General features: G+C 43.4%; 22 protein-coding genes. 1 reads left to right on the top strand and 21 read right to left on the bottom strand.

The window, feature by feature from the left end:
• Window positions 1–39: 39 nt before the first annotated feature.
• The 6 genes from ACUB3H_RS00765 to ACUB3H_RS00740 are packed head-to-tail and all read right to left on the bottom strand — an operon-like array spanning window position 40 to window position 5,452.
• Window positions 40–525 (bottom strand): hypothetical protein, encoded by a 486-nt coding sequence (locus ACUB3H_RS00765; protein ID WP_459128737.1) that lies wholly within the window; start codon window positions 523–525, stop codon window positions 40–42.
• Complete coding sequence (coaD, locus tag ACUB3H_RS00760; RefSeq protein WP_459128736.1) at window positions 522–1,001, bottom strand: pantetheine-phosphate adenylyltransferase; 480 nt, start codon at window positions 999–1,001, stop codon at window positions 522–524. The genes ACUB3H_RS00765 and coaD overlap by 4 nt, the downstream gene beginning before the upstream one ends.
• 2 nt (window positions 1,002–1,003) lie before the next feature.
• Window positions 1,004–1,555: a 16S rRNA (guanine(966)-N(2))-methyltransferase RsmD gene (rsmD, locus tag ACUB3H_RS00755; RefSeq protein ID WP_459128735.1), complete on the bottom strand. Its 552-nt coding sequence runs from the start codon at window positions 1,553–1,555 to the stop codon at window positions 1,004–1,006.
• Window positions 1,552–3,492, bottom strand: coding sequence for an ATP-dependent DNA helicase RecG (locus ACUB3H_RS00750; protein WP_459128734.1), 1,941 nt, complete (start codon window positions 3,490–3,492; stop codon window positions 1,552–1,554). Before ACUB3H_RS00750 ends, rsmD begins: the two co-directional genes overlap by 4 nt.
• Window positions 3,493–3,524: 32 nt before the next feature.
• Entirely contained in the window at window positions 3,525–5,108 is a 1,584-nt protein-coding gene (locus tag ACUB3H_RS00745; protein ID WP_459128733.1) for a DAK2 domain-containing protein, read from the bottom strand.
• Window positions 5,108–5,452 carry an Asp23/Gls24 family envelope stress response protein gene (locus ACUB3H_RS00740; protein WP_459128732.1) on the bottom strand — a complete coding sequence of 115 codons (345 nt, stop codon included), beginning with the start codon at window positions 5,450–5,452 and terminating at the stop codon, window positions 5,108–5,110. Before ACUB3H_RS00740 ends, ACUB3H_RS00745 begins: the two co-directional genes overlap by 1 nt.
• Before the next feature lie 147 nt (window positions 5,453–5,599).
• On the opposite strand from ACUB3H_RS00740, the gene rpmB reads away from it, so the two are divergent.
• Complete coding sequence (gene rpmB / locus ACUB3H_RS00735; protein WP_459128731.1) at window positions 5,600–5,794, top strand: 50S ribosomal protein L28; 195 nt, start codon at window positions 5,600–5,602, stop codon at window positions 5,792–5,794.
• A gap of 22 nt (window positions 5,795–5,816) precedes the next feature.
• Here the strand turns inward: rpmB and ACUB3H_RS00730 are convergent, their stop codons facing one another.
• The 15 genes from ACUB3H_RS00730 to ACUB3H_RS00660 are packed head-to-tail and all read right to left on the bottom strand — an operon-like array spanning window position 5,817 to window position 19,718.
• Window positions 5,817–6,416: a thiamine diphosphokinase gene (locus ACUB3H_RS00730; protein WP_459128730.1), complete on the bottom strand. Its 600-nt coding sequence runs from the start codon at window positions 6,414–6,416 to the stop codon at window positions 5,817–5,819.
• On the bottom strand, window positions 6,413–7,057 hold the full coding sequence (rpe, locus tag ACUB3H_RS00725; protein WP_459128729.1) for a ribulose-phosphate 3-epimerase: 645 nt from the start codon (window positions 7,055–7,057) through the stop codon (window positions 6,413–6,415). Before rpe ends, ACUB3H_RS00730 begins: the two co-directional genes overlap by 4 nt.
• A complete protein-coding gene (gene rsgA, locus ACUB3H_RS00720; protein WP_459128728.1) occupies window positions 7,057–7,920 on the bottom strand; it encodes a ribosome small subunit-dependent GTPase A in 864 nt (287 codons plus the stop codon). The genes rpe and rsgA overlap by 1 nt, the downstream gene beginning before the upstream one ends.
• Window positions 7,917–9,803: a protein kinase domain-containing protein gene (locus ACUB3H_RS00715; RefSeq protein WP_459128727.1), complete on the bottom strand. Its 1,887-nt coding sequence runs from the start codon at window positions 9,801–9,803 to the stop codon at window positions 7,917–7,919. The genes rsgA and ACUB3H_RS00715 overlap by 4 nt, the downstream gene beginning before the upstream one ends.
• A gap of 2 nt (window positions 9,804–9,805) precedes the next feature.
• Window positions 9,806–10,513: a Stp1/IreP family PP2C-type Ser/Thr phosphatase gene (locus ACUB3H_RS00710; protein ID WP_459128726.1), complete on the bottom strand. Its 708-nt coding sequence runs from the start codon at window positions 10,511–10,513 to the stop codon at window positions 9,806–9,808.
• Window positions 10,510–11,754 carry an RsmB/NOP family class I SAM-dependent RNA methyltransferase gene (locus ACUB3H_RS00705; RefSeq protein ID WP_459128725.1) on the bottom strand — a complete coding sequence of 415 codons (1,245 nt, stop codon included), beginning with the start codon at window positions 11,752–11,754 and terminating at the stop codon, window positions 10,510–10,512. Before ACUB3H_RS00705 ends, ACUB3H_RS00710 begins: the two co-directional genes overlap by 4 nt.
• Complete coding sequence (locus ACUB3H_RS00700; RefSeq protein ID WP_459128724.1) at window positions 11,751–12,428, bottom strand: zinc metallopeptidase; 678 nt, start codon at window positions 12,426–12,428, stop codon at window positions 11,751–11,753. Before ACUB3H_RS00700 ends, ACUB3H_RS00705 begins: the two co-directional genes overlap by 4 nt.
• A gap of 2 nt (window positions 12,429–12,430) precedes the next feature.
• Window positions 12,431–13,345 carry a methionyl-tRNA formyltransferase gene (gene fmt, locus ACUB3H_RS00695; protein ID WP_459128723.1) on the bottom strand — a complete coding sequence of 305 codons (915 nt, stop codon included), beginning with the start codon at window positions 13,343–13,345 and terminating at the stop codon, window positions 12,431–12,433.
• Window positions 13,342–13,833, bottom strand: coding sequence for a peptide deformylase (gene def, locus ACUB3H_RS00690; protein ID WP_459128722.1), 492 nt, complete (start codon window positions 13,831–13,833; stop codon window positions 13,342–13,344). Before def ends, fmt begins: the two co-directional genes overlap by 4 nt.
• Window positions 13,834–13,841: 8 nt before the next feature.
• On the bottom strand, window positions 13,842–16,016 hold the full coding sequence (locus ACUB3H_RS00685) for a primosomal protein N' family DNA-binding protein (protein ID WP_459128721.1): 2,175 nt from the start codon (window positions 16,014–16,016) through the stop codon (window positions 13,842–13,844).
• Complete coding sequence (gene gmk / locus ACUB3H_RS00680) at window positions 15,982–16,599, bottom strand: guanylate kinase (protein WP_459128720.1); 618 nt, start codon at window positions 16,597–16,599, stop codon at window positions 15,982–15,984. Before gmk ends, ACUB3H_RS00685 begins: the two co-directional genes overlap by 35 nt.
• A gap of 2 nt (window positions 16,600–16,601) precedes the next feature.
• Window positions 16,602–17,480, bottom strand: coding sequence for a YicC/YloC family endoribonuclease (locus tag ACUB3H_RS00675; RefSeq protein ID WP_459128719.1), 879 nt, complete (start codon window positions 17,478–17,480; stop codon window positions 16,602–16,604).
• Complete coding sequence (locus ACUB3H_RS00670; RefSeq protein WP_459128718.1) at window positions 17,477–18,403, bottom strand: ROK family protein; 927 nt, start codon at window positions 18,401–18,403, stop codon at window positions 17,477–17,479. Before ACUB3H_RS00670 ends, ACUB3H_RS00675 begins: the two co-directional genes overlap by 4 nt.
• On the bottom strand, window positions 18,400–19,026 hold the full coding sequence (locus ACUB3H_RS00665) for an HAD family hydrolase (protein ID WP_459128717.1): 627 nt from the start codon (window positions 19,024–19,026) through the stop codon (window positions 18,400–18,402). Before ACUB3H_RS00665 ends, ACUB3H_RS00670 begins: the two co-directional genes overlap by 4 nt.
• Window positions 19,023–19,718, bottom strand: a complete 696-nt coding sequence (locus ACUB3H_RS00660) for a metallophosphoesterase (protein ID WP_459128716.1) — start codon at window positions 19,716–19,718, stop codon at window positions 19,023–19,025. The genes ACUB3H_RS00665 and ACUB3H_RS00660 overlap by 4 nt, the downstream gene beginning before the upstream one ends.

Below are 19,718 nucleotides of genomic sequence, written 5' to 3'. Positions count from 1 at the left end.
AACTCTTAAAAGATACGAATTAGGTTTTCTAATGAGTCTTTATTTCTGAAGAAATTCTTGAAGAGCTCTTAGATCTTCGTTTACCTCGTGCATCTTCTTGTCGAGGTTATCTTGAAGGCTCATGAGCATGTCTTCGGAGTACTGATAGCTATTCATACGAACTTGTCTTGCTTCTTCACGTGCTTGGTTTAAGAGTTCATTGGCTCTTTCTTCTGCTTCACGGAAGATTTCAGATTCGTTGACCATGGATTCAAATTGCGCTTTTGCTTCAGCGATGATCATGCGTTCTTTTTTCTTTGCTTCGAGTACGATCTCTTCTGCTTCTGTGTTAGCATCCGCGAAGATCTTTTCACGTTCTTCTTTGATCCACTTAGCATGCTTTACTTCATCTGGTAAGAAGGTTTCGATGTTTGTAAGAAGGGATTCGATTTCATCTCGATCGATTAATACCTTCTTTGTCATGAGCATGTTCGGTGTCGTTTCGATCTTACTCTTAAATTCGTCGATCAGTTCTAGTACTTTCATTTTTCCTCCATTTTCTTTTTCATGGCTTCTACTACGTTAGGCGGTACAAAGTCTGAGATGTTTCCTCCAAAGAGACTAATTTCTCGTACCATGCTTGAGCTTAGGTAGCTGAATTTAGGAGAGGTCATCATAAACAGTGTTTCCGCAGAACTATTCATTTGTCGGTTAATTTGAGCCATCTGGAATTCGTATTCAAAGTCCGAGATAGCACGCAATCCCTTTACGATGGCATCAATCTGATACTTCTTAAAGAGGTCGACGAGGAGTCCATCGTAGCATACGACTTCGACGTTCGTAAGGTGCTTAGTGGCTCCGCGAATGAGTTCTCTTCGTTCTTCCGGGGTAAATAAGGGCTTCTTGTTTTGGTTTGTGAGGACGGCGACGACGAGTGAGTCTGTGATCTTACTAGAACGCTCGATGATGTCTAGATGACCATAACTGACTGGGTCGAAGCTACCTGGATAAATTAATCGCAACGTTATTCCTTTTCATAGAAGCTAAGCGTCGTGTTTCCATACTTCTCTTTGCGCACTCGCAAAAATCCGTGGAGTTCATCTTCGTACGCTTCTTCTGTGTGATGTTCACAAACGATTATACCATGGTCTTTGAGTAAATGTAAATTGTCAATGAGTCGCATCGCTTCTCGGTGAAGACCACTTCGGTGAGGAGGATCTAAGAAGATGATGTCAAAGGTCAAGCCTCTTCCTTTAACTTCTTGAAGAGCGACGGAAAAGGACGTCTTCATACAGAGTGCTTTTTCTTTTAGATGCGTCTTTTCTAAGTTCTTTCTGACGCACTCCATGGCCTCGGGGTTCTTCTCTACGAAGACTGCAAGCTCTGCTCCCCTACTCAAACATTCGATGCAAAGTGAACCGCTTCCTGCAAAGCAGTCGATGACGGTTGCATCGGGGATATATCCTTGGATGATATTAAAGAGGCTCTCTTTCACCCGGTCGATCGTAGGTCGTGTGGTGCGCTCTTTTATCGTAACGAGGGGCACTCCCTTCGCTACACCAGCAATGACTCTCATAATTTTACCCTTTCTTCTAAAAGGTTCTTTTTATATCTTTGGAGGACTTCATCGGTAAGAATTTCATCGACGCGCTTTAAGACGTCACGGTGCTTAAAGAGATCGGCGATGGGAAAGTCGATGGAGCCACTCTGTTTCGTTCCTAGAAGCTCTCCAGGGCCACGAAGCTCTAGATCCTTCTCTGCGATAAGAAAACCATCCTGCGTGTCTTCTAGCACCTGTAGACGCTCTTTAGGGGCACCCTTCTCATAGGTCAAGAAGCAGTAGGAATCAAATTCATTTCGTCCAATTCTTCCACGGAGCTGGTGAATCTGACTTAAACCAAAGCGATCGCTATTACGAATCACTATGACGGTCGCTTCCTTCACATCGATTCCCACTTCAATGAGTGAGGTGGCTGCGAGGATCGGCTTCTCTCCGGTACGGAAGCGCTCGATGATCTCAATCTTTTCTTCTGAAGTCATTCGTCCGTGGAGGAATTCGATCGAGTTACCAAAGCGTGTTCTCAGTTTCTCCTCTTCCCCTTCAATCGAACGGGCATCGAGAGCATCGCTCTCTTCGATAAGAGGGTAGACGATAAAGGCTCGGTGACCGAGCTTTACTTCCCGATCGATGACTTCATACGCTTTCTCGATCTCATCCTCTCGAATGAGTTCTGTCTTTATGGGCTTTCTTCCCATGGGCTTTTCAGAAATGATCGTAAGATCTAAGTTTTTATTGAGTAACATACTCATCGTTCGAGGAATAGGTGTCGCAGAAAGCATGAGGACGTGTGCGAGCTCCCCCTTTTTCATGAGCGTCTCACGCTGCTCTACGCCAAAGCGCTGCTGTTCATCGATGACAAAGAGGTCTACGTTCTTAAAGACAACCTTGTCTTGGAACATCGCATGCGTTCCTACGAGGAGTTCGATCTCACCGCTTGCTAGACGCTCATAGAGGGCTTTTTTATTCTTTGTGGAACTCGTAATGAGTTCTACCTTAAAGTCGCTAAAAAGGTCCTTCATGCGCTCATACTGCTCGGTGGCAAGAAGTTCTGTCGGTGCCATGTAGGCAGCCTGGTGATTACTCGTTAAAACGAGATAGCAGGCGAAGTAGGCAAGCACGCTCTTTCCGCTACCGACATCGCCTTGAACGAGACGAATCATCTGAGAACCGAGATTCATGTCGTGAAGAATCTCTTTAAAACCTTGAATTTGACTCTCTGTCGGTGTAAAGGGAATACGTTCCATGAATCGATCTAGAATGGATGGATGGAAGTTATAAGGAGCTCTCGCTTTTCTTTCACTCGATCGGTTTAAAATGAGATAGCGAAAGAAGTCTTCAAAGACGAGTGTATACTTCGCTCGCTTATAGCGCTCACGGTCTCCTGTAGGAAAGTGAAGTTCATAGAGTGCTTCCTTTTCTTCCATGAGTTCCCAGGCATTTAAGTCTTCTTTTAAGAAGAAAGGCTTAAAGGGTGCTTTAAAGGCGAGCTCTACAAAGGAAGCAAATTCGTTTGAAGAGATGCCTTTTTTAACCGAGTAGTGGGCGATTAAACGCTTAAATTCATCTTTCTTTTCAAGCGGTAGAAAAGCAGGATGGACAAATTGTAAATAACCTGTTTTTCTCTCCGGTTTCCCGTAGAAAATATAGTCCTTTTGAAAGGAAAAAGCCTTCTGTAAAAAGGGTGCGTTAAAAAAGATGACCTTCGCTCTAAAAAAAGCACTTTGACAGTCTACGACGAGCATCTGCTTCTTCCCTCTCTGAAACCACTTGTTGATTCGAATGACTCTCGCTTCAAACCAACCAGGTTCCATAGAAAAGGGATCGAGTTCTACTCGACGGTCTTCAAATTTACTGGGAAGATGATAGAGAAGATCTTGAACCGTCTCTATCCCCATGCTATTTAAGATGGCCTCTTTCTTGGGTCCCACTCCCTTGAGATCAGAAAGCTTCATGTTATACTCCTAAAAAAAGAGGCATAGCCTCTTTATTCAAGTGATACGATATAGTTATAAACGGGTTGTCCTCCACTGTAGACCTCGATGTCGAGATCAGGAAGCGCTTTGGTAAGCTGATTTACGACCTTATTGACGGATTTTTCTTCCATCTCTTCGCCGTAGTAAATAGTGATGAGTTCATACTTCTCTTTGTTATCTTGAATGACGGTCTTAAGAACCTTATCGGCTGTCTTATCGACGGCTACGATTTGGCCATCTAAGATACCGATGCTATCGCCTTCCATGATGACAAAGCCATTGATCTTCGTATTTCTTACAGAGGTTGTAATCTGTAATGTCGAAACCTTCTTTAACTCTTCACCCATGTTTTCTAGGTTCGTTTCAGCATCCCTTGTAGGATCAAAGCCCATCATGGCACTGATTCCTTGAGGAACGGTCTTTGATTCTAACACGTAGACCTTTTTGTCTTCGATGATGTCAGAAACTTGTTTGGCGGCTAGGACGATATTGGAGTTATTCGGAAGGATGATAATGTTCTTTGCAAAGATGCTCTTTACGGCACTTGCGATATCCTCTGTAGATGGATTCATCGTTTGACCACCCGTCACGACGACATCGACTCCGAGTTCCTTAAAGATCTCAGAGAAGCCTTCTCCTGCAGAGACTGCGACGATTCCGAGTTCCTTTTGGTGCTCTAGGATGGTCTCGTGCTGGAGCTTCATATTTTCGATCTTTACTGTAACGAGATCCCCTACCTTTAGTGCACTTTCTAGTGCATCACCGGGATGGTTCGTATGGATGTGTACCTTTACGACATCGTCATCTTGTACAAAGACCATGCTATCGCCTAGGCTTTGGATGCGCTCCTTCAGTTCATTAGCAGGAACACGAACGTTTCCGATGATAAATTCGGTACAGTATTGGTAGATGATTTCTGTAAGTGTCTGATGATATTCTTTGGAGTCAAAGGGAATGCTCGTATTCTCTACTGTTTCAAGCTCTTCTCCGTGCACGTAGTTTCTCATGCCCTTAAAGACTTCGACAAGTCCTGCTCCACCGGCATCGACGACACCCGATTGCTTTAAGATCGGAAGGAGTTCAGGGGTATTTTCGAGAGAAGCTTTGGAAAACTCATAGATCTTATCTAAGAGGCCCTCAAAATCTTCAGGTACTTCTTTAAGCGCTTTAAGCCCCTCGCTCGTCTCACGAATGACCGTGAGGATCGTACCTTCTACGGGCTTCATTACAGCCTTGTAGCTTGTCTCTACCGCTTGATGTAAGCCGTTCATAAAATCTTCTACGCTCAGTTCTTCAAGCTCTGAAACGCCTTTAGAAAAACCACTAAGAATCTGTGAAAGAATGACGCCAGAGTTTCCACGGGCTCCCATGAGAGCACCTCTCGAAAGGGCTTTGGCCTTCATGAAAACCTTCTGGTCCGCTTCTTTTTTCATGTTAGTGACCGCATTTTGAAGCGTCAAGCTCATGTTTGTACCCGTATCACCGTCGGGAACGGGAAAGACATTTAAGCCGTTGATTTTTTCTTTATTCGCTTCAAGACTCAAATAGCCTTGTTCAAAAAGCTTTGTGAGCTCAGTACCTGTCAATCTATTCATTAGCGATCCACCTTTATATCGACAATGTTTACGATCACGTCCTTCACACGAATGCCGAGTTGCTTTTCCGTCTGATAGCGAACGTTATCGACTAAATTTTGAGCGACTGTGTTGATCTTAACGCCATAGAGAAGAATCACGTCTAGTGTGATCTTTACACCGTCCTCTTCGATTTCTACACTGACGCCCTTAGAAGCATCAGGTTTTAAAATGTTTTTTACGAGATTTGGAGCCTGAAGACCCACTACGCCATAGACTTCACTGGCTGCGATTGCTGCGGTCTCTGTTATAATTTGAGGCTCGATATTAATGGAGCCGTATTTGTTTTTTATCTCAATACTCATGGATCCTCCTATCCTATCCTATTCTACTCATTATTCTTCTGTCTTTCAAGAAAAAATAGCTGGACAATGTCAAATAACGCAGAAACATCTTGCAAAGATCCTCCCGTTTTGTTACAATGACTTGTGTTAACCTGCTAAGGAGGAAATATGGCAAAAGAATGTTTCGTCTGCGGAAAAGGTAATGTCACGGGTAATCAAATTTCCCATGCTTTAAATCATACGAAAAGAGTTTGGAAACCAAATCTAAAGCGCGTACGTATTCTCGATGAAGCAAACCGAGTTCAACGTGTTTTAGTATGCACCCGTTGCCTCCGCTCGGACAAAGTGCGTCGCGCACAATAAAGAGCCCCAAGAAGGGGTTTTTTTATTTCCTATCTTTTGATAACACGACGATCATGGGCGTGTCTTTAAAGCGAATCTGAGCTTCCTTTTCCGTTTCATTACTTACAAGAAGTGAGCTAAAGGGCTCTACAAAGCGGTCTTTCAGGTTGTACTTCGCTCCCTCAATCGTAATCGTCGTTTCTCGAAGGGGAATAAGAGAGAAAAACTGAAAGCCTCGAGGAACTAAGGTAAAGGAATTCTTTTTCGCATAGATGACGTTCGATTCATCGATGATCTCGATCGGAAGGTCGTAGCGAAAAAGAAGCATCACGCCATTTAAAAAGTGATCGAGTCTTCCTCCCGTGCACGCTACAACAGTAATCGATGTAGCACCATGACCGATGGCTTCTTCTATTCCTGCTTCGAGGTCTGTAAAGTCCTTTTCTTTTTTAAAAGGAGCTTTTGCGAAAGAAGGCACCTCATCGATGGAATCGTAATCTCCGATCACTTCATTACACGGCAGATTCCATCTTCTAAGATGCTCATATCCTCGGTCTAAAGCGATGATGTAATCGTGTTCTAAGGATACTTTTTTTAGGAGGTCCTCCGAGACCTCACTTCCTCCTACGAGGAGAACTTTCATTCGATCCCTCTCATCTTCTTTATGGTTTTTTCATAGTCATCCGACTTAAAGATCGCACTACCTGCTACGATCACGTCGACTCCCTTTTTGTGTAGGTCTAGTGCATTATCGGTTCCGATGCCACCATCCATTTCGATCTTAAAAGAAAGCCCTCTTTCAGCACGAATCTTAACGAGTTCTTCTAGTTTTTCAATGCTTGAAGAAATGAAGGACTGTCCTCCAAAGCCTGGATGAACGCTCATAATGAGTACGAGTTCCACTTGATCGAGGTATGGAAGGATGGCACTTAAATCGGTTTCAGGATTTAAGCTAATTCCTGCAAGAACTCCTAGTCCATGAATTTGATCGAGCGCTTTCCTGACATTTTTTACGGCTTCTACGTGAATCGTAATGAGGTCACTTCCTGACTTCACAAAGGCTTCAAAGAGGTGACTCGGTTCGTTTACCATGAGGTGCGTATCGATAAAGAGTTCCGTGTGTCCTTTGATGTCTTTTAAGATTTTGGGACCAAAGCTGATGTTAGGAACAAACTGACCATCCATGACATCGTAGTGTAGCCATTCGGCGTGATCTTCGATCGCTTCTATTTCTTCTCTCAGCCTTGAAAAGTCGGCTGAAAGCACACTCGGTGCAATTAGCATTAATACTTTCTCCTTTTTTTGAGTTTCTGTTGTAGTGTCACATAATTCTTATAACGAATCGGATGGAACTCATTTAAGTGTTCTTTTACGGCACATCCAGGTTCATTCTCGTGCGTGCAGTTTGCAAACTTACAGTGCCCTTCGTAGGGCTGAAATTCAGGATAACCTAAGAGGACATCGATGGGTTCTATCGTGTCTTCTAGTTCTAAACTCTGAAAACCAGGCGTATCTACGAAGTAGCGTCCATCGGGACCTTCAAGGAGTGATGTCGTCCTTGTCGTATGACGACCACGTAGGAGCTTTTTACTGATGGAACCTGTTTCGAGTTCTTCTCCCAGAAGTTCGTTTAAAAGCGAACTCTTTCCTACTCCACTTTGACCTGCTAGAACAAAAATGCCCTTGGGAAGCGTTTCGAACATCTTTTCTACGCCCTCTTTTGAATAGACACTGAAGAAGTGGACGGGAAAACCACTCTTTTCATAGATCTTTTTTAGTTCCTCTTCTTCATTCGATACACCTAAATCGGTCTTATTAAAGAGAAGAATAGGTTCAATCCCTTTTGATAGGACATTTATAATGAGTGTATCTAAGAGTACGAGATCTGGCTCAGGGTCCTTCAGTGCAAAGGTCAGAAGACAATAGTCGATATTTGCAACAAAAGGCCGAACGAGTTCATTCGTTCGAGCCTTAATTTCTTCTATGGTTGCTTCCTTTTCATGTACAGAGATGCGTACTCTATCCCCTACGGCCGGCTTAATTTCCTGCAGGCGAAAAATACCTCTCGCTTTGGCAAGATATCGCCCTTCCTCCGTATGAACTTGGTACGTCCCTGCAACACTTGAAATGATGATGCCATCGATCAATTGAAAACACCTTGTTGAACGGTCTTTCCATCGATGCGAACCTTCCAGGCAGCACCTCTTGGACCTTCAATATTAAACTGAATCGTCTGTTCACTCTTCTTGTGGTTCTTCGAGTAAACCTGAACGGTCTTTCCGTCTGTAATATACTCTGCCGTAACTAGGAAGGAATCCTTTTGAACATACGTCGTATCGAGCGTTACAGCCATGAGTCTCATTTCGATCTCTCCTGGCTCGTTCGTCTGCACTACAGGTGGCTTTGGTTCAGTCGGCGTATCCTTCTTTTCTTTTCCTTTACTGATCACAAGGTCGATCTTAGATCCTTCTTCCAGTTCCGTATCGGCTTCGACTGACTGCTTCATGACATTGCCTTCTGCAATGTCATTACTGTATTCGTACTCGACACTACCCGTTTCAAGCTTCACGCTTTCGAGCTTTGTCTTTGCAATGATAAAGGTTTCGTTAATGAGATAAGGAACCTTTACCATGAGAATTTCTTTTCCCTTAGAAACCGTCAATTCGATCGACGTTTCTGGCTCTACGAGTTCACCGATATCGATCGATTGACGAATGACGTGATCGAGTTCTACGTGATCATCGAAGGCTTCTTGCCACTCGATACGTAGTCCCTTTTTACTAGCAAGTTCTATGGCTTCGTTTTTCGTGAGGTTAATAAAGCTTGGAATTTCCGCTTGATTCTTTCCACTCGAAACAATGAGATTGACGCGAGGCTTCTCACCTTCTTTATAGGGAACGACCTCATAGCGAATAATCGATCCGCGTGGAACGTCTTTTGAGCTTTCAGTCGAGATGACTGCAGCTAAAAAGCCTTCTTTATTGAGAAGAACCTTTGCATCCTTCACCGACATGTTTTGAACGTTAGGCGCATTGAGATCTGGTTTAGTAGGCTCTTTCATACCAAGAGCTGCAAGGAGAATGATAGCACTTAAGATAAAGGCGACGAGCATGCCCATAAAGAGAGGACGAAGTGACGTCTTCTTTTGTCGAGGCATTCGCTCTTCACGATAGGTCGGAGTTGGTGGCGTCTTGGTCGACGTATAGCGTGCCTTGGTCACTGGCTCTTTTTGATCCTTTAGATCGTTATAGATTTCTCCCATGGAGCGGTAACGCTCTTGAGGATCGATGGCGGTTGCACGTAAAATGACACGACTCACTCTTTCAGAGAGGTGTGGATTTAATGTAAGAACGTTCGGAAGTGGCTCTTTGAGCTTTCGAAAAGCTGCTGTCACAGGCGATTCATCAGGGAAAGGCATGGAAGCGGTGGCCATTTCGTACATGACAACGCCCAAGGAATAGATGTCACTTCGTTCATCGATGACATTTCCCTTGAGCTGTTCTGGTGATGCATAGCGAAGTGAACCAAAGACTTGATCACTTCGGATTATTGTATTTTCGTTAGAAACGTGAGCAATACCAAAATCGGTAATTTTGGGCTCATGATTTCTGTCGATAATGATATTTTCAGGCTTAATATCCCTATGAATGACACCATTTTGGTGAGCATGAGCGAGTGCTTGAGCGAGCTTTTGAGAATACTCAATGAGATCTTCTTCAGGTAGTGGTGCCTGCTGTCTTAAAAGCTCCTTAAGAGTAATACCAGAGACGTATTCCATGACGATATACGTCTTTTCATCGTCCTCAAAAATATCGTACACTTGGACGATATTCGGATGATTGACTCGAGCAATGGCCTTTGCTTCATAGATTAAAAGATTTTCTCGACCATTCTCTTCAAAGGTATTTAATACCTTAATAGCGACCTTTCGCTTCAGCACTCGACAGTACGCTAAGTACACCGTCGCCATTCCGCCGGTGCCGATTTCATTTATGATTTCATATCGATCATGTAATATTGTTCCTACCATGTCTAACCCTTTATTACAACGACAGCGATGTTATCCTTACCGCCGTTTTGTATTGCGCGTTCTACGAGGTTTTTCGCAATCTCCTCTGCTTGATAAGAGGCGTCGAAAAAACCCTTCATATCGTCCGTTTGAATCATGTCGGTGAGTCCGTCCGAACAGAGTAAAATGAATTCATCCTTTAAAAGCTCGAGTTCAAAGTAATCGGCATCGTACACATCGAAGGCATTGATCGTCTTCATGAGTACGTTCTTCTGGGGATGATTTTTTAGCTCTTCTTTCTTTATCATACCGCTCTTATAAAGAACGTTTACAAGCGTATGGTCTTCTGTGAGTTGCCTGATCTCATCGTTTGTAATGTGATAGGCCCTCGAGTCTCCCACGTGCATAAAGCTCAAATGGTTTTTTACAGCATAACAACAGATCAATGTCGTACCCATGTCCTTCAAAGATCTGTTTTTATTGATTTCACGTTGGAATTTTGCTTGAATCTCTCGTATGATTTCGTTACCGACCTCTTGATCGAGATGATTCTTTTCGTTTAGGATCTGGACAGAGGTACTGACTGCAAGCTTACTTGCTATCTCTCCGCCCTTATATCCGCCCATCCCATCGGCGACAATATAGATACCAATGAGACCGTCAGAAACAAAGAAAGAATCATCGTTTTTAAGTCGGTAATTTCCTATGTTTGTAAGTCCGAACGATTTCATAACGACTTCCTCTGTAAAAGGGCACCAAAGAAGCCATCCATTCCAGAAATTGCAGGAGAGGTCTTTAGAAAACCATGGACCGTATGTTCTCCTTCTAACGAAATGAGTTCAAAATCACGATTGTTTTCTAGGAAATGGCGCACTTGCCCTTCATTTTCTCTCTCTAGTATACTACATGTTGAATAAATCAAAAAGCCTTCTTTTTTCACGTAGTGTTTGGCATTTTCTAAAATGCTTTCTTGAAGTGTTACGATGCGATCGACATCTTCTTTGCTTCGTGACTTTGCGACGTCCATCTGCCTTTTCATAATGCCGCTTGCTGAGCATGGAGAGTCAATAAAGACGACATCGAAGGAATCGATCCACTCGTCTTTTAAGATACGAGCGTCTTGAACAGAAGTCTCAAAAGGAAGCTTACAGCGCTCGATGTTCTCTTTGATCTTTTGCACCTTCTTTTCATTGACATCGTTTAATAAGTAACTTCTCTCGGGATCGAGAGAATACATCGTAATGCTCTTTCCTCCAGGCGCTGCACAGAGGTCTAGAACGCGTTTCCCTTTGGTTTTTAGGATCAGTTCTGCGACGAGTTGACTCGCTTCCGACTGAACGTAATAAGAGCCGTTTAAAAAGTAGGGATCGTTTTCAAAGGTCGTCTCTTTATAGTTAAAACGAAGTCCGTTTCGTGACGTTAACGCTGTGAGTTCGTTTCCTTCTCTTTCGAGCTTCTCTTTAAGTTCTTCTCGGTCGATCAGTGAAAGGATATCTAAAGAGACAGGTCTTCTGAGTTCCCTTTCGTAGGCTTCCAAAAATTCTAAGGAGTAATCTTTTTGAATGAGTTCTCTCAGTTCGGGATTAGTAGAGAAGCTCAGTGTCTCTGAAGAGCGTGCGATGGTTCTTAATATGCCATTTGTTAAGGCTGCAAGACCCGGTGTCTCCGCCTTTACGAGTTCAACGATTTCATTGACGACTGCATAGTCTGGAGTGTTCGATTCGAGAATTGAAAAAATCCCAATTAGCATGTAATTGAGATGATTTTTTCGATACTTTTTTAGACTCATTTTCGAGTGCTTTTGAAGGATTCGTAAGAGATCACTCTTGGTTTCAAGAATCCCTTTAAAGAGCGCATGAAAATGAGGATAGGAAGAGCCTAGGTCGGCTCTTCCATCTTTTAAAATCAGTTTGGAATCGACACCCTCTTTTTCACGCTCTAGGGCATGATTCAAGTACGTATAAAAGTTCATGAACGTCTTCTCGAACCTGAAATATAGTAGATGAGCTGGGCAATACTTGCGAGTGCTGAGATGATGTATGTGAGAGCCGCTGCACGAAGTACAGACTTTGCTCCCTCCTTCTCTCGGTCACCTATAATTCCATTTTCTTCAAGGCTCTGTAGAGCACGGCGACTGGCATCAAACTCGACGGGAAGCGTGATCACTTGAAAGATCACGACCATGAGAAACATCAAGATGCCAGCTGTAATAAAGAAGTTCATTCCACTTCTCGTTGCAATGTAGGAACCGATGAGGAAAAAGTAGATCCAGAGGTTACTTGCAATGCTTACGACGGGGAAAATGGCATTACGAATCTGAAGTGCGCTGTAGCCTTTCGCATGTTGAATGGCATGACCCATTTCGTGTGCAGCGACAGCTGCTGCTGCCACAGACGTATCTTGATAAACCTCTGGTGAGAGATAGATCGTTCGATTTCTCGGATCGTAGTGATCGGAAAGTCTTCCGTTTGGGCTCATTTCGATGCCGATACCGAGGTTATGCTGACGGTTAATGGTCGCTGCTACTTCTGCACCCGTTTGCATTCTGGCATTCATAACTTGTGAGTACTTTTGAAATTTTCCATTGACTCTGCTAGCGGCAAAGGAAGATAGCAGACCAAATACGATGATAATAAACCAATACATTTTCACTCTCCTAATGGTGTCGCGAGTTCGATCGGATGACCGTTTAAAAAGTCTCTCGCGCGCATATTTTTCTTTCCTTCTGGTTGCATTTCTTCTATCTGTAAAATGCCTTTACCAGTTTGAACATATATACCCGAAGAGTCTGTTTGTAACACTTCACCTGGTTTAAAGGTACTGTCTTCAATGAGTGGCGTTATTTTCGTAAGTTTTAGTCGCTTTCCACCCAAAGTCGTCTCGATCGAGGGCCAGCCTTTGTAAGCGAGAGACATGCGATAGATTTCATTAGCAGATTTCGTCCAGTCAATCTTTCCGGAGTGCTTTTCTATGCGGTGACATGTGGTTGCTTGAGAATCATCTTGTTTGATAGGTGTTATCGTTTGAAAGCGTTCAATCGTTTCAAGAAGTAATTCGGCACTCATGAGTGAGAGCTCATCGTGGAGTGTTTCAATGTCCTTATCTTTAAGCGATGTCTCCGCTTTTAAAAGGATATCGCCTGTATCCATTCCCTCGTTCATGAGCATGGTCGTAACACCTGTTACATCGTCCCCTTTAAGGATGCTCTCTTGCATGGGAGACGCTCCTCTGTATTTAGGTAAAAGTGAACCGTGAGCATTGATACACGGTGCAATCTCTAAGACGTCCTTTGGTAAAAGGAGTCCATAGGCGATCACGATGATGAAATCGGGCTTAAGGGATCTTAAGTACTCGATTTCTTCCGGATTTCTTAGACTCTTTGGCGTCCTAACAGGAATGGAAAACTCGAGTGCTTGCTCTTTTACAGGTGTAGGAAGTACCTTTTTTCCACGATTTTTTGGCGCATCGGCCTTTGTATAGACGGCAAGAATCTCATGCTTTTCATGAAGAAGCTTTAAGCTTGGAACGGCATATTCTGGCGTTCCCATAAAGACGAGCTTCATTCTTCGTCGTCCTCGTAATCGTCGTCATCGTCTTCTTCATCGATGCTTACGGCCTTATCGATAAAGAGAATTCCACTTAAGTGATCGATCTCATGACAGAGAATGCGTGCTAAATTTCCCTCAGCTTCTATAGTCTTCGGATTTCCATCGAGATCTTGATAATTTACCGTAATGCGATCGGGGCGAATCACCTTACCAAACGTATCAGTAACGGAAAGACAAGCTTCTTGAGACACTTGCTCCCCGGATTCTTCTGTAATCGATGGGTTTACGAGTACCATTGGACCATCGCCTTTATACTCATCGACCACAATGAGCTTACGAAGTTTTCCAATTTGAACGGCAGCGAGACCTACGCCTTCGCTTTGGTACATCGTCTCTAGCATATCGTCAGCGAGCTCTTTTAACTTCGAATCGAAGTTAACGATCTCTTTTGACATTTTTCTTAAGATGGGATCATCGTCTTTACGAATTTGAAAGGTAGCCATAAAACCTCCTAGTATAAAAAGTGAATGGGATTCATAAAGTATTGAATGCGTAGATCGGTTGGAAACGTATAAGCTTCTAACAACTCTTTATGCTCTAACCCTTGAACTAAAAGATCAAAGCGTTCAAAGCTTCCTACGCGTTCGTGGATGGGCCGGTAGATGCCACGGTTAGGAATGTGTCGCTCGTTTAAGTAGCTTTCAAATTCCTTCATGGCAAGATAGGTCTTTTGAATACTCTTACCCGCTACAGAGACACGAATGTAATCTTCTTCTGGGGGAAAGTGTAATCGTTTTCGAATGGAACGCTCGGTTTCAAAGAAAGCTTCTTCGCTTTCTTCGAGATAGTAGCGATAGACGTAATTAGTAGGTTCCTTCGTTTGAATGAGTATCTCCCCTGTTTCAAGCATCGATTCTAAGTGTATGAGCGTCTGATACGTCTTTTCCTGGGAAGAGTACTCTGGCATATTTAAAAGAAAATCGAGTTCAATGGGACTTACGAGTTCAAGGTCTTCAAGATGAAGTGCTTGACTTAAAAAGCTCGTCGCAAGGAGGACATCGAAGTCTCCTTCACGAATCGCTTGGAGGGTATCAAAAAGCGTTTGTTTTTTACCTAAGGAAAAGGTATCAAAGCGAATGACCCGGGCCTCTTTTAGAAGTGCTTTAACTTCAGATTCTAGTCTTTCGATGCCACCATAGGAAAATTGAAATTCATTCTTTCCACAATCAGGGCAGGTCTTATGGAGTTCTTTACTCACTTGGCAGAGCTTACAGACGAGCTTTTTCTTGTCCTTTGAATAGATCATCGGTCGTTCACAGCTCGGACAGCGCTCGATATAATGACAGGCCTTGCATTCGACGACTCTCGCTTCGCCATTCTTATTAAAGTACAGAAAGCTCTTCTTATGATTTCTATAGACTCTTTGAAGGCTATTCTTTAATTCATCGGATAAGAGGCTGTCACGAGAACAAAGCCTCGTATCGACCAATGTCTTTTGAATGCTTCTTACATCTTTATTTCTAAACCTCGGAAGCTCTTCCGGTAAGAGCAAGGTGTCGGTTTCATTGAAAAAATAGGCCTTCGTACCGACATTATGCGAATACTCTAACACGAGCGTTCGTGTGTCGAAGTTCGGATCAAGCGAGTAATAATGCTCACTATCGGCTTCATCTACTACGATCTGATCATAATAAGATGGTGTAAAGAGTGCATTTCTCGTCCCTACGACGACGTCAAAGCGAGTTTCTCGAATAGCACTATACGTATCTAATCGCTCTGTATTTGTAAGTCTCGAGTGAAGTGCGAGAACTTCTAAGCCATGCTCACTCAAGTACTCACTCAATTCATCGACTAAGGTAAAAGAAGGCACGAGAAGAAGTGTCGTTCGCTTTTCCTTAATGAGTGAAAGCATGAGCTCTCGTTTTTTTAAAGGGCTCTTTTCGATGATCAAGTGAGGGCTTTTAGGAGGATCAAAGTGGAAAGAGTTTTCCTTATGATCTTTTTCATACTGTTTATGCCTGTAGATTCTCTTATCGATTCGTTCAAAGACACCAAAGGCTTCGATGAGAGAAAGATGCTCATCGGTCATGCTATTAGTGCGTTTAATGACCGTTTCTTCTTCGAGTTCATTGAGAATAGAATGAACCTTACGAAAGCGCTTTGGTAAGTGCTTTCTCGCATCCTTTAGTGCATCGAGACTTAAGAGCGACAAATACTCTTCTTCTTTTTTCCTCGGTCTCTTTACTTCATAGTGAATCTTTATGAGACCTTCTTTAAGCGCTTCGGCCTTTTTCTTTGCAGTCGATAGATCGACTTCGTGATCTGTAAACTCGATCACTTCTTTCGCGTCGATTCGAAGCGATTTCGGTAAAAAGAGCTTTAGAAGTTCTCCTGGCGTGATCGAATAGAGCTCTTCTGTAAGAGAAAAGAGTTCCATCTGCTCCTTTAAAAGCCCCTCTTCATTGATCACAGAGAGGATCTCTTTGGTGCTCTTTAAAGCCTTCGTTTCATTTAATACGACCGCTTCTCTCGGCTTATTAAAGGGCCCAAAGGGAACCATGACACGCGTTCCCGGCTGAAGCTTTGTAGGAGAAAAAAAACTATAGCGTTTATCGTAGCCCTTTACTGCATCTAATAGGGCAACCTCAACTTCAATCAAAGAGAAAGCCTTTCTTTTGTTCTTCAAAGTATTCGATCTGCTCCGAATGAAGTCGAAGGTTTTCTACTTCAATGATTTCTAGGAGCTTTCTGGCTGCATCGTCTAGGACGTCATTAATGAGAAGGTAGTCGTAATACTTCATGTAGTCAATTTCACCGATAGCAGTCTCTAGACGCGTTTTAAGTGTTTCTTCCGTTTCACTCGATCGACCGATGATACGATCCTTTAAATCTTTAAAGGAAGGGGTCATAACAAAGATGAGCTTGGCTTCAGGATAGAGTTTCTTTACTTGTAAACCACCTTGAATGTCGATCTCAAAGATGACATCCTTTCCTTCTTGGATAGCTTTTTCTAGTGGTGCTTTCGGTGTTCCATAGTAGTTTTTATGTACAGAGGCCCACTCGATAAAGCCGTCTTCATCGATCATTTGCTGAAACTTTTCTTTACTTAGGAAGTAGTAATCGACGCCGTCTGTTTCTGTGGCTCGCTTTTCTCTTGTGGTAGCAGAAAGACTTAACCAAAAGTTTCCTGTTTCCTGGGCTTTTTTAATGATACTTCCCTTCCCTGCACCACTTGGGCCACTTACGACAAAAATATGACCTTTTTTCATGTCTACTCCAAATTTTGAACTTGTTCGCGAATTTGCTCTAAAAGCGTCTTAAGCTCCACGACAGCGTTCGTAATTTCTAATTCTGTACTCTTAGAACCCGTCGTATTGATCTCTCGATTGAGTTCTTGGCAGATGAAGTCGAGCTTTCTTCCGATCGGTTCATTGACCGTAAGGGTCTGACGCATCTGTTCAATATGAGAAGTGATACGTGTCATCTCTTCTTCTACATCTCTCTTATCGAGCATGATGGCAATTTCTTCTTCTAAGCGGAAGGGGTCTAATGTATGGTCACTTAGAAGCTCGTTGATACGCTCTTCAAAGCGTGCTTTGGCTCGTTCCATGGTTTCAGGGTAAATGGAACGAATGCGCTCTTTAATGACTTCCATCTCTTTTAAGCGTTCTTCAATGTCACTTACGAGATGAACGGCTTCCTTTTCACGCATGACTAAAAGTCCATCGATAGCACCGTTTAATGCCGTAAAAAGAGCATCTTTTACGACTTCCTCATCGGCCTCTAAGCCTTCTACCGTGATGAGGTTTGGGATATTGAAGTACTGAGAAATTCCGATGACATCGTCACGCTGGAGGGCATCTTGAATTTCTTGATAAGCTTTATGATATTTATTTAAAAGGACGTGATCGACGGTGACAGAAACAGCGTCATTGCCCTTTAGTTTAAAATCGATGAAGCAATCGACCTTTCCGCGGTTTAAGCGCTTAGAGAGGCTCTTTCGTAAGAGATCCTCATAGGGAAAGAGGAGCTTCGGCATGCGAAAGTTCATCTCGAGAAAACGAGAGTTTACCGAGCGAAGTTCTAGCTTTAGCGTGAAGTGCTCATTTTCTAGTTGGTGTTTTCCATAACCTGTCATACTTTGAATCATTTAAGACCTGCTTTCACTTGATAATATCCTCCTATGACACCACCGTCATCGCCTAGAATCGTTCGTTCGATTCGTAGGTCGTCTCTTAAGGACGGCATGGTTAGTAATTTTGCTTTCTTTGTGATCTCAGGAAGCATGATCTCACCGAAGGTTTCGATCACGCCACCACCTAAGATAAAGACTTCTGGATGAAGAAGTGTATGGAGATTGGAGACGGTAAGTGCGAGATAATGCGTGGAACGATCGATGAGGGCTTTCGCGAGTGCATCGCCCTTCTTATAAACGTTATAGAGATCCTCTAACTTAAACATCTCTTCGTCATTTGTGATGAACTGAAAGAGTAGACTCTCTTCTTTTCTCTCTTTAGCTCGTACGATCTCTTTAAGCATCGCTCGCTTACTTGCATACGCTTCGAGGCATCCTTGCCCATTGCAGCCACAAGGAAGCCCCTCATAGGCTACTGTCATGTGACCGACTTCACCGGCTGCTCCAAGTCCAGTATAGAGCTCGCCGTTAAAAAAGAGACCGCCACCGACACCTGTTCCAACATAGATGCCGACAGCGTGCTTTACCTCTCTCTCTTTGACTTCGCCGTAAAGAGCGAGGTTTACGTCATTACCGATGAATACTGGACGCTTAAAGCGTTCCTCGAGATGTTTTCTAACGTCAAAGCCATTAATGGGAACGTTCGAACACTCGACGCAGATGTCGTCTTTGATGACACAAGGTAGAATGACGCTGATTCCCAATGTGTTCTCTTTTAAGAGCTTTTCGATGAGTGTGATAAGTCTTACTTTCACTTCTTCACGCCCCAAATGGGCACACGTCTCGATTAAATGCTTTTCTAGTACCTTTCTGTTCTCGTCAAAGAGACAGCCTAGGATCTTTGAACCACCCACATCGACGGATAGATACGTATTCAATCTTCCCTCCAATCGTCGAAGGAATGGATCCAGGAGTCTGCAATTCGTTTCGTTTGCTCCCACTTATGGTTATTCTTTTCAAAGACAGCAACGACTTGCATCGAAGCATTCTTCGCGCCTTCGACGCCAGCAAGCGTATCTTCAAAGACGACAATGTTCTGAGGATCCAGGCCCATTTTTCTGGCCGTTTCAAGAAAGACCGCAGGGTCTGGCTTACTCTTACCTACTTCATCGCTCGTAACGATGTGCTGAACCTTATTCTTTATCGGACTCTTTTCAATGACGCGTTCGATCAGTGCTTTTTCAGAACTCGAAGCGATCGAAACGGCTTTATCGGTCTTTAAGATGAATTCCACTGCATCATTTTTTAGCGGTGTATTCAAGTAGCTTTCCCACATCATTTCACGCCATTCGTTCATGATCTCTTCGTGGGTATCGGGGATCAAAAAGCGTTTTTTAAAGTACTCTGCACAGTCCCATAAGCTCATACCTTCAATGTCTGAATGAACATCCATGGGACAAGCTATGCCTCGCTTTTTTAAGTAGTTGATATCTAGTTCCATCCAAAGTGGAATCGAGTCGATCAAGGTGCCGTCAAAATCAAAGATGTAGCCTTTGGTCATCTCGTAATCTCCGTTAGTTTAAAGTCGGTTGAATCGGCTGAAGTCAAATAGTAGTTGATATCGTGGTGTTTTCCGCGTACTCCAGAGTGCCAATTTTCCTTTCCATGAAGGTGGCCATAGGTCACATCCTTTACATTGTATCGCTCCAGAATGTCTGTGAAATCACTCGACTCCATCCCCTTTAGAAGCGGCGGATAGTGAAGCGCTGTGATAATGTGTTCGACCTCAGGATTGGAGTGAGCGATGATGAGTGAACGCTCGAGGCGAAGTTTTTCTCGTTCAAAGATGCGCTCATCGTCTATCGTGAATTCTTCACTTCCCGGTAGAATCCAGCCTCGCGTACCAGTGATCGCAAGCCCGTCTTTTATATAGGCATTATTTTGCATGAAGTGAATGTTGGGATACTCTGTTTCGAGCTTTTGAAGGGACTGCCACCAATAGTCGTGATTTCCCTTTATAAAAATCTTTTTACCTGGTAAGGCATCGATCCATTCGAGGTCCACAAGGGCTTCTTCTAGCCTCATGGCCCAGCTGATATCTCCTCCGACGATCACAATATCCTCTTGAGAGACCTTTTGAAGCCAGTCGGTCTTCACTTTTTTGTGATGATTGAGCCAGTGATCGCCAAAGATGTTCATCGGCTTATCGGTGCCAAAACCAAGGTGTAAATCGCTAATGACAAATACTCTCAT

Source organism: Guggenheimella bovis, from assembly GCF_054492335.1.
The sequence above is the reverse complement of the archived record's forward strand: the minus strand, read 5'-3'. Positions and strand labels throughout refer to the sequence as shown.

Coding starts and splice junctions, on each gene's coding strand:
- ACUB3H_RS00765 (WP_459128737.1), bottom strand. CDS start 525: ATGAAAGTACTAGAACTGATCGACGAATTTAAGAGTAAGATCGAAACG.
- rsmD (WP_459128735.1), bottom strand. CDS start 1,555: ATGAGAGTCATTGCTGGTGTAGCGAAGGGAGTGCCCCTCGTTACGATA.
- ACUB3H_RS00750 (WP_459128734.1), bottom strand. CDS start 3,492: ATGAAGCTTTCTGATCTCAAGGGAGTGGGACCCAAGAAAGAGGCCATC.
- ACUB3H_RS00745 (WP_459128733.1), bottom strand. CDS start 5,108: ATGAATAGATTGACAGGTACTGAGCTCACAAAGCTTTTTGAACAAGGC.
- ACUB3H_RS00740 (WP_459128732.1), bottom strand. CDS start 5,452: ATGAGTATTGAGATAAAAAACAAATACGGCTCCATTAATATCGAGCCT.
- rpmB (WP_459128731.1), top strand. CDS start 5,600: ATGGCAAAAGAATGTTTCGTCTGCGGAAAAGGTAATGTCACGGGTAAT.
- ACUB3H_RS00730 (WP_459128730.1), bottom strand. CDS start 6,416: ATGAAAGTTCTCCTCGTAGGAGGAAGTGAGGTCTCGGAGGACCTCCTA.
- rpe (WP_459128729.1), bottom strand. CDS start 7,057: ATGCTAATTGCACCGAGTGTGCTTTCAGCCGACTTTTCAAGGCTGAGA.
- ACUB3H_RS00715 (WP_459128727.1), bottom strand. CDS start 9,803: ATGGTAGGAACAATATTACATGATCGATATGAAATCATAAATGAAATC.
- ACUB3H_RS00710 (WP_459128726.1), bottom strand. CDS start 10,513: ATGAAATCGTTCGGACTTACAAACATAGGAAATTACCGACTTAAAAAC.
- ACUB3H_RS00705 (WP_459128725.1), bottom strand. CDS start 11,754: ATGAACTTTTATACGTACTTGAATCATGCCCTAGAGCGTGAAAAAGAG.
- ACUB3H_RS00700 (WP_459128724.1), bottom strand. CDS start 12,428: ATGTATTGGTTTATTATCATCGTATTTGGTCTGCTATCTTCCTTTGCC.
- fmt (WP_459128723.1), bottom strand. CDS start 13,345: ATGAAGCTCGTCTTTATGGGAACGCCAGAATATGCCGTTCCAAGCTTA.
- def (WP_459128722.1), bottom strand. CDS start 13,833: ATGGCTACCTTTCAAATTCGTAAAGACGATGATCCCATCTTAAGAAAA.
- gmk (WP_459128720.1), bottom strand. CDS start 16,599: ATGAAAAAAGGTCATATTTTTGTCGTAAGTGGCCCAAGTGGTGCAGGG.
- ACUB3H_RS00675 (WP_459128719.1), bottom strand. CDS start 17,480: ATGATTCAAAGTATGACAGGTTATGGAAAACACCAACTAGAAAATGAG.
- ACUB3H_RS00665 (WP_459128717.1), bottom strand. CDS start 19,026: ATGACCAAAGGCTACATCTTTGATTTTGACGGCACCTTGATCGACTCG.
- ACUB3H_RS00660 (WP_459128716.1), bottom strand. CDS start 19,718: ATGAGAGTATTTGTCATTAGCGATTTACACCTTGGTTTTGGCACCGAT.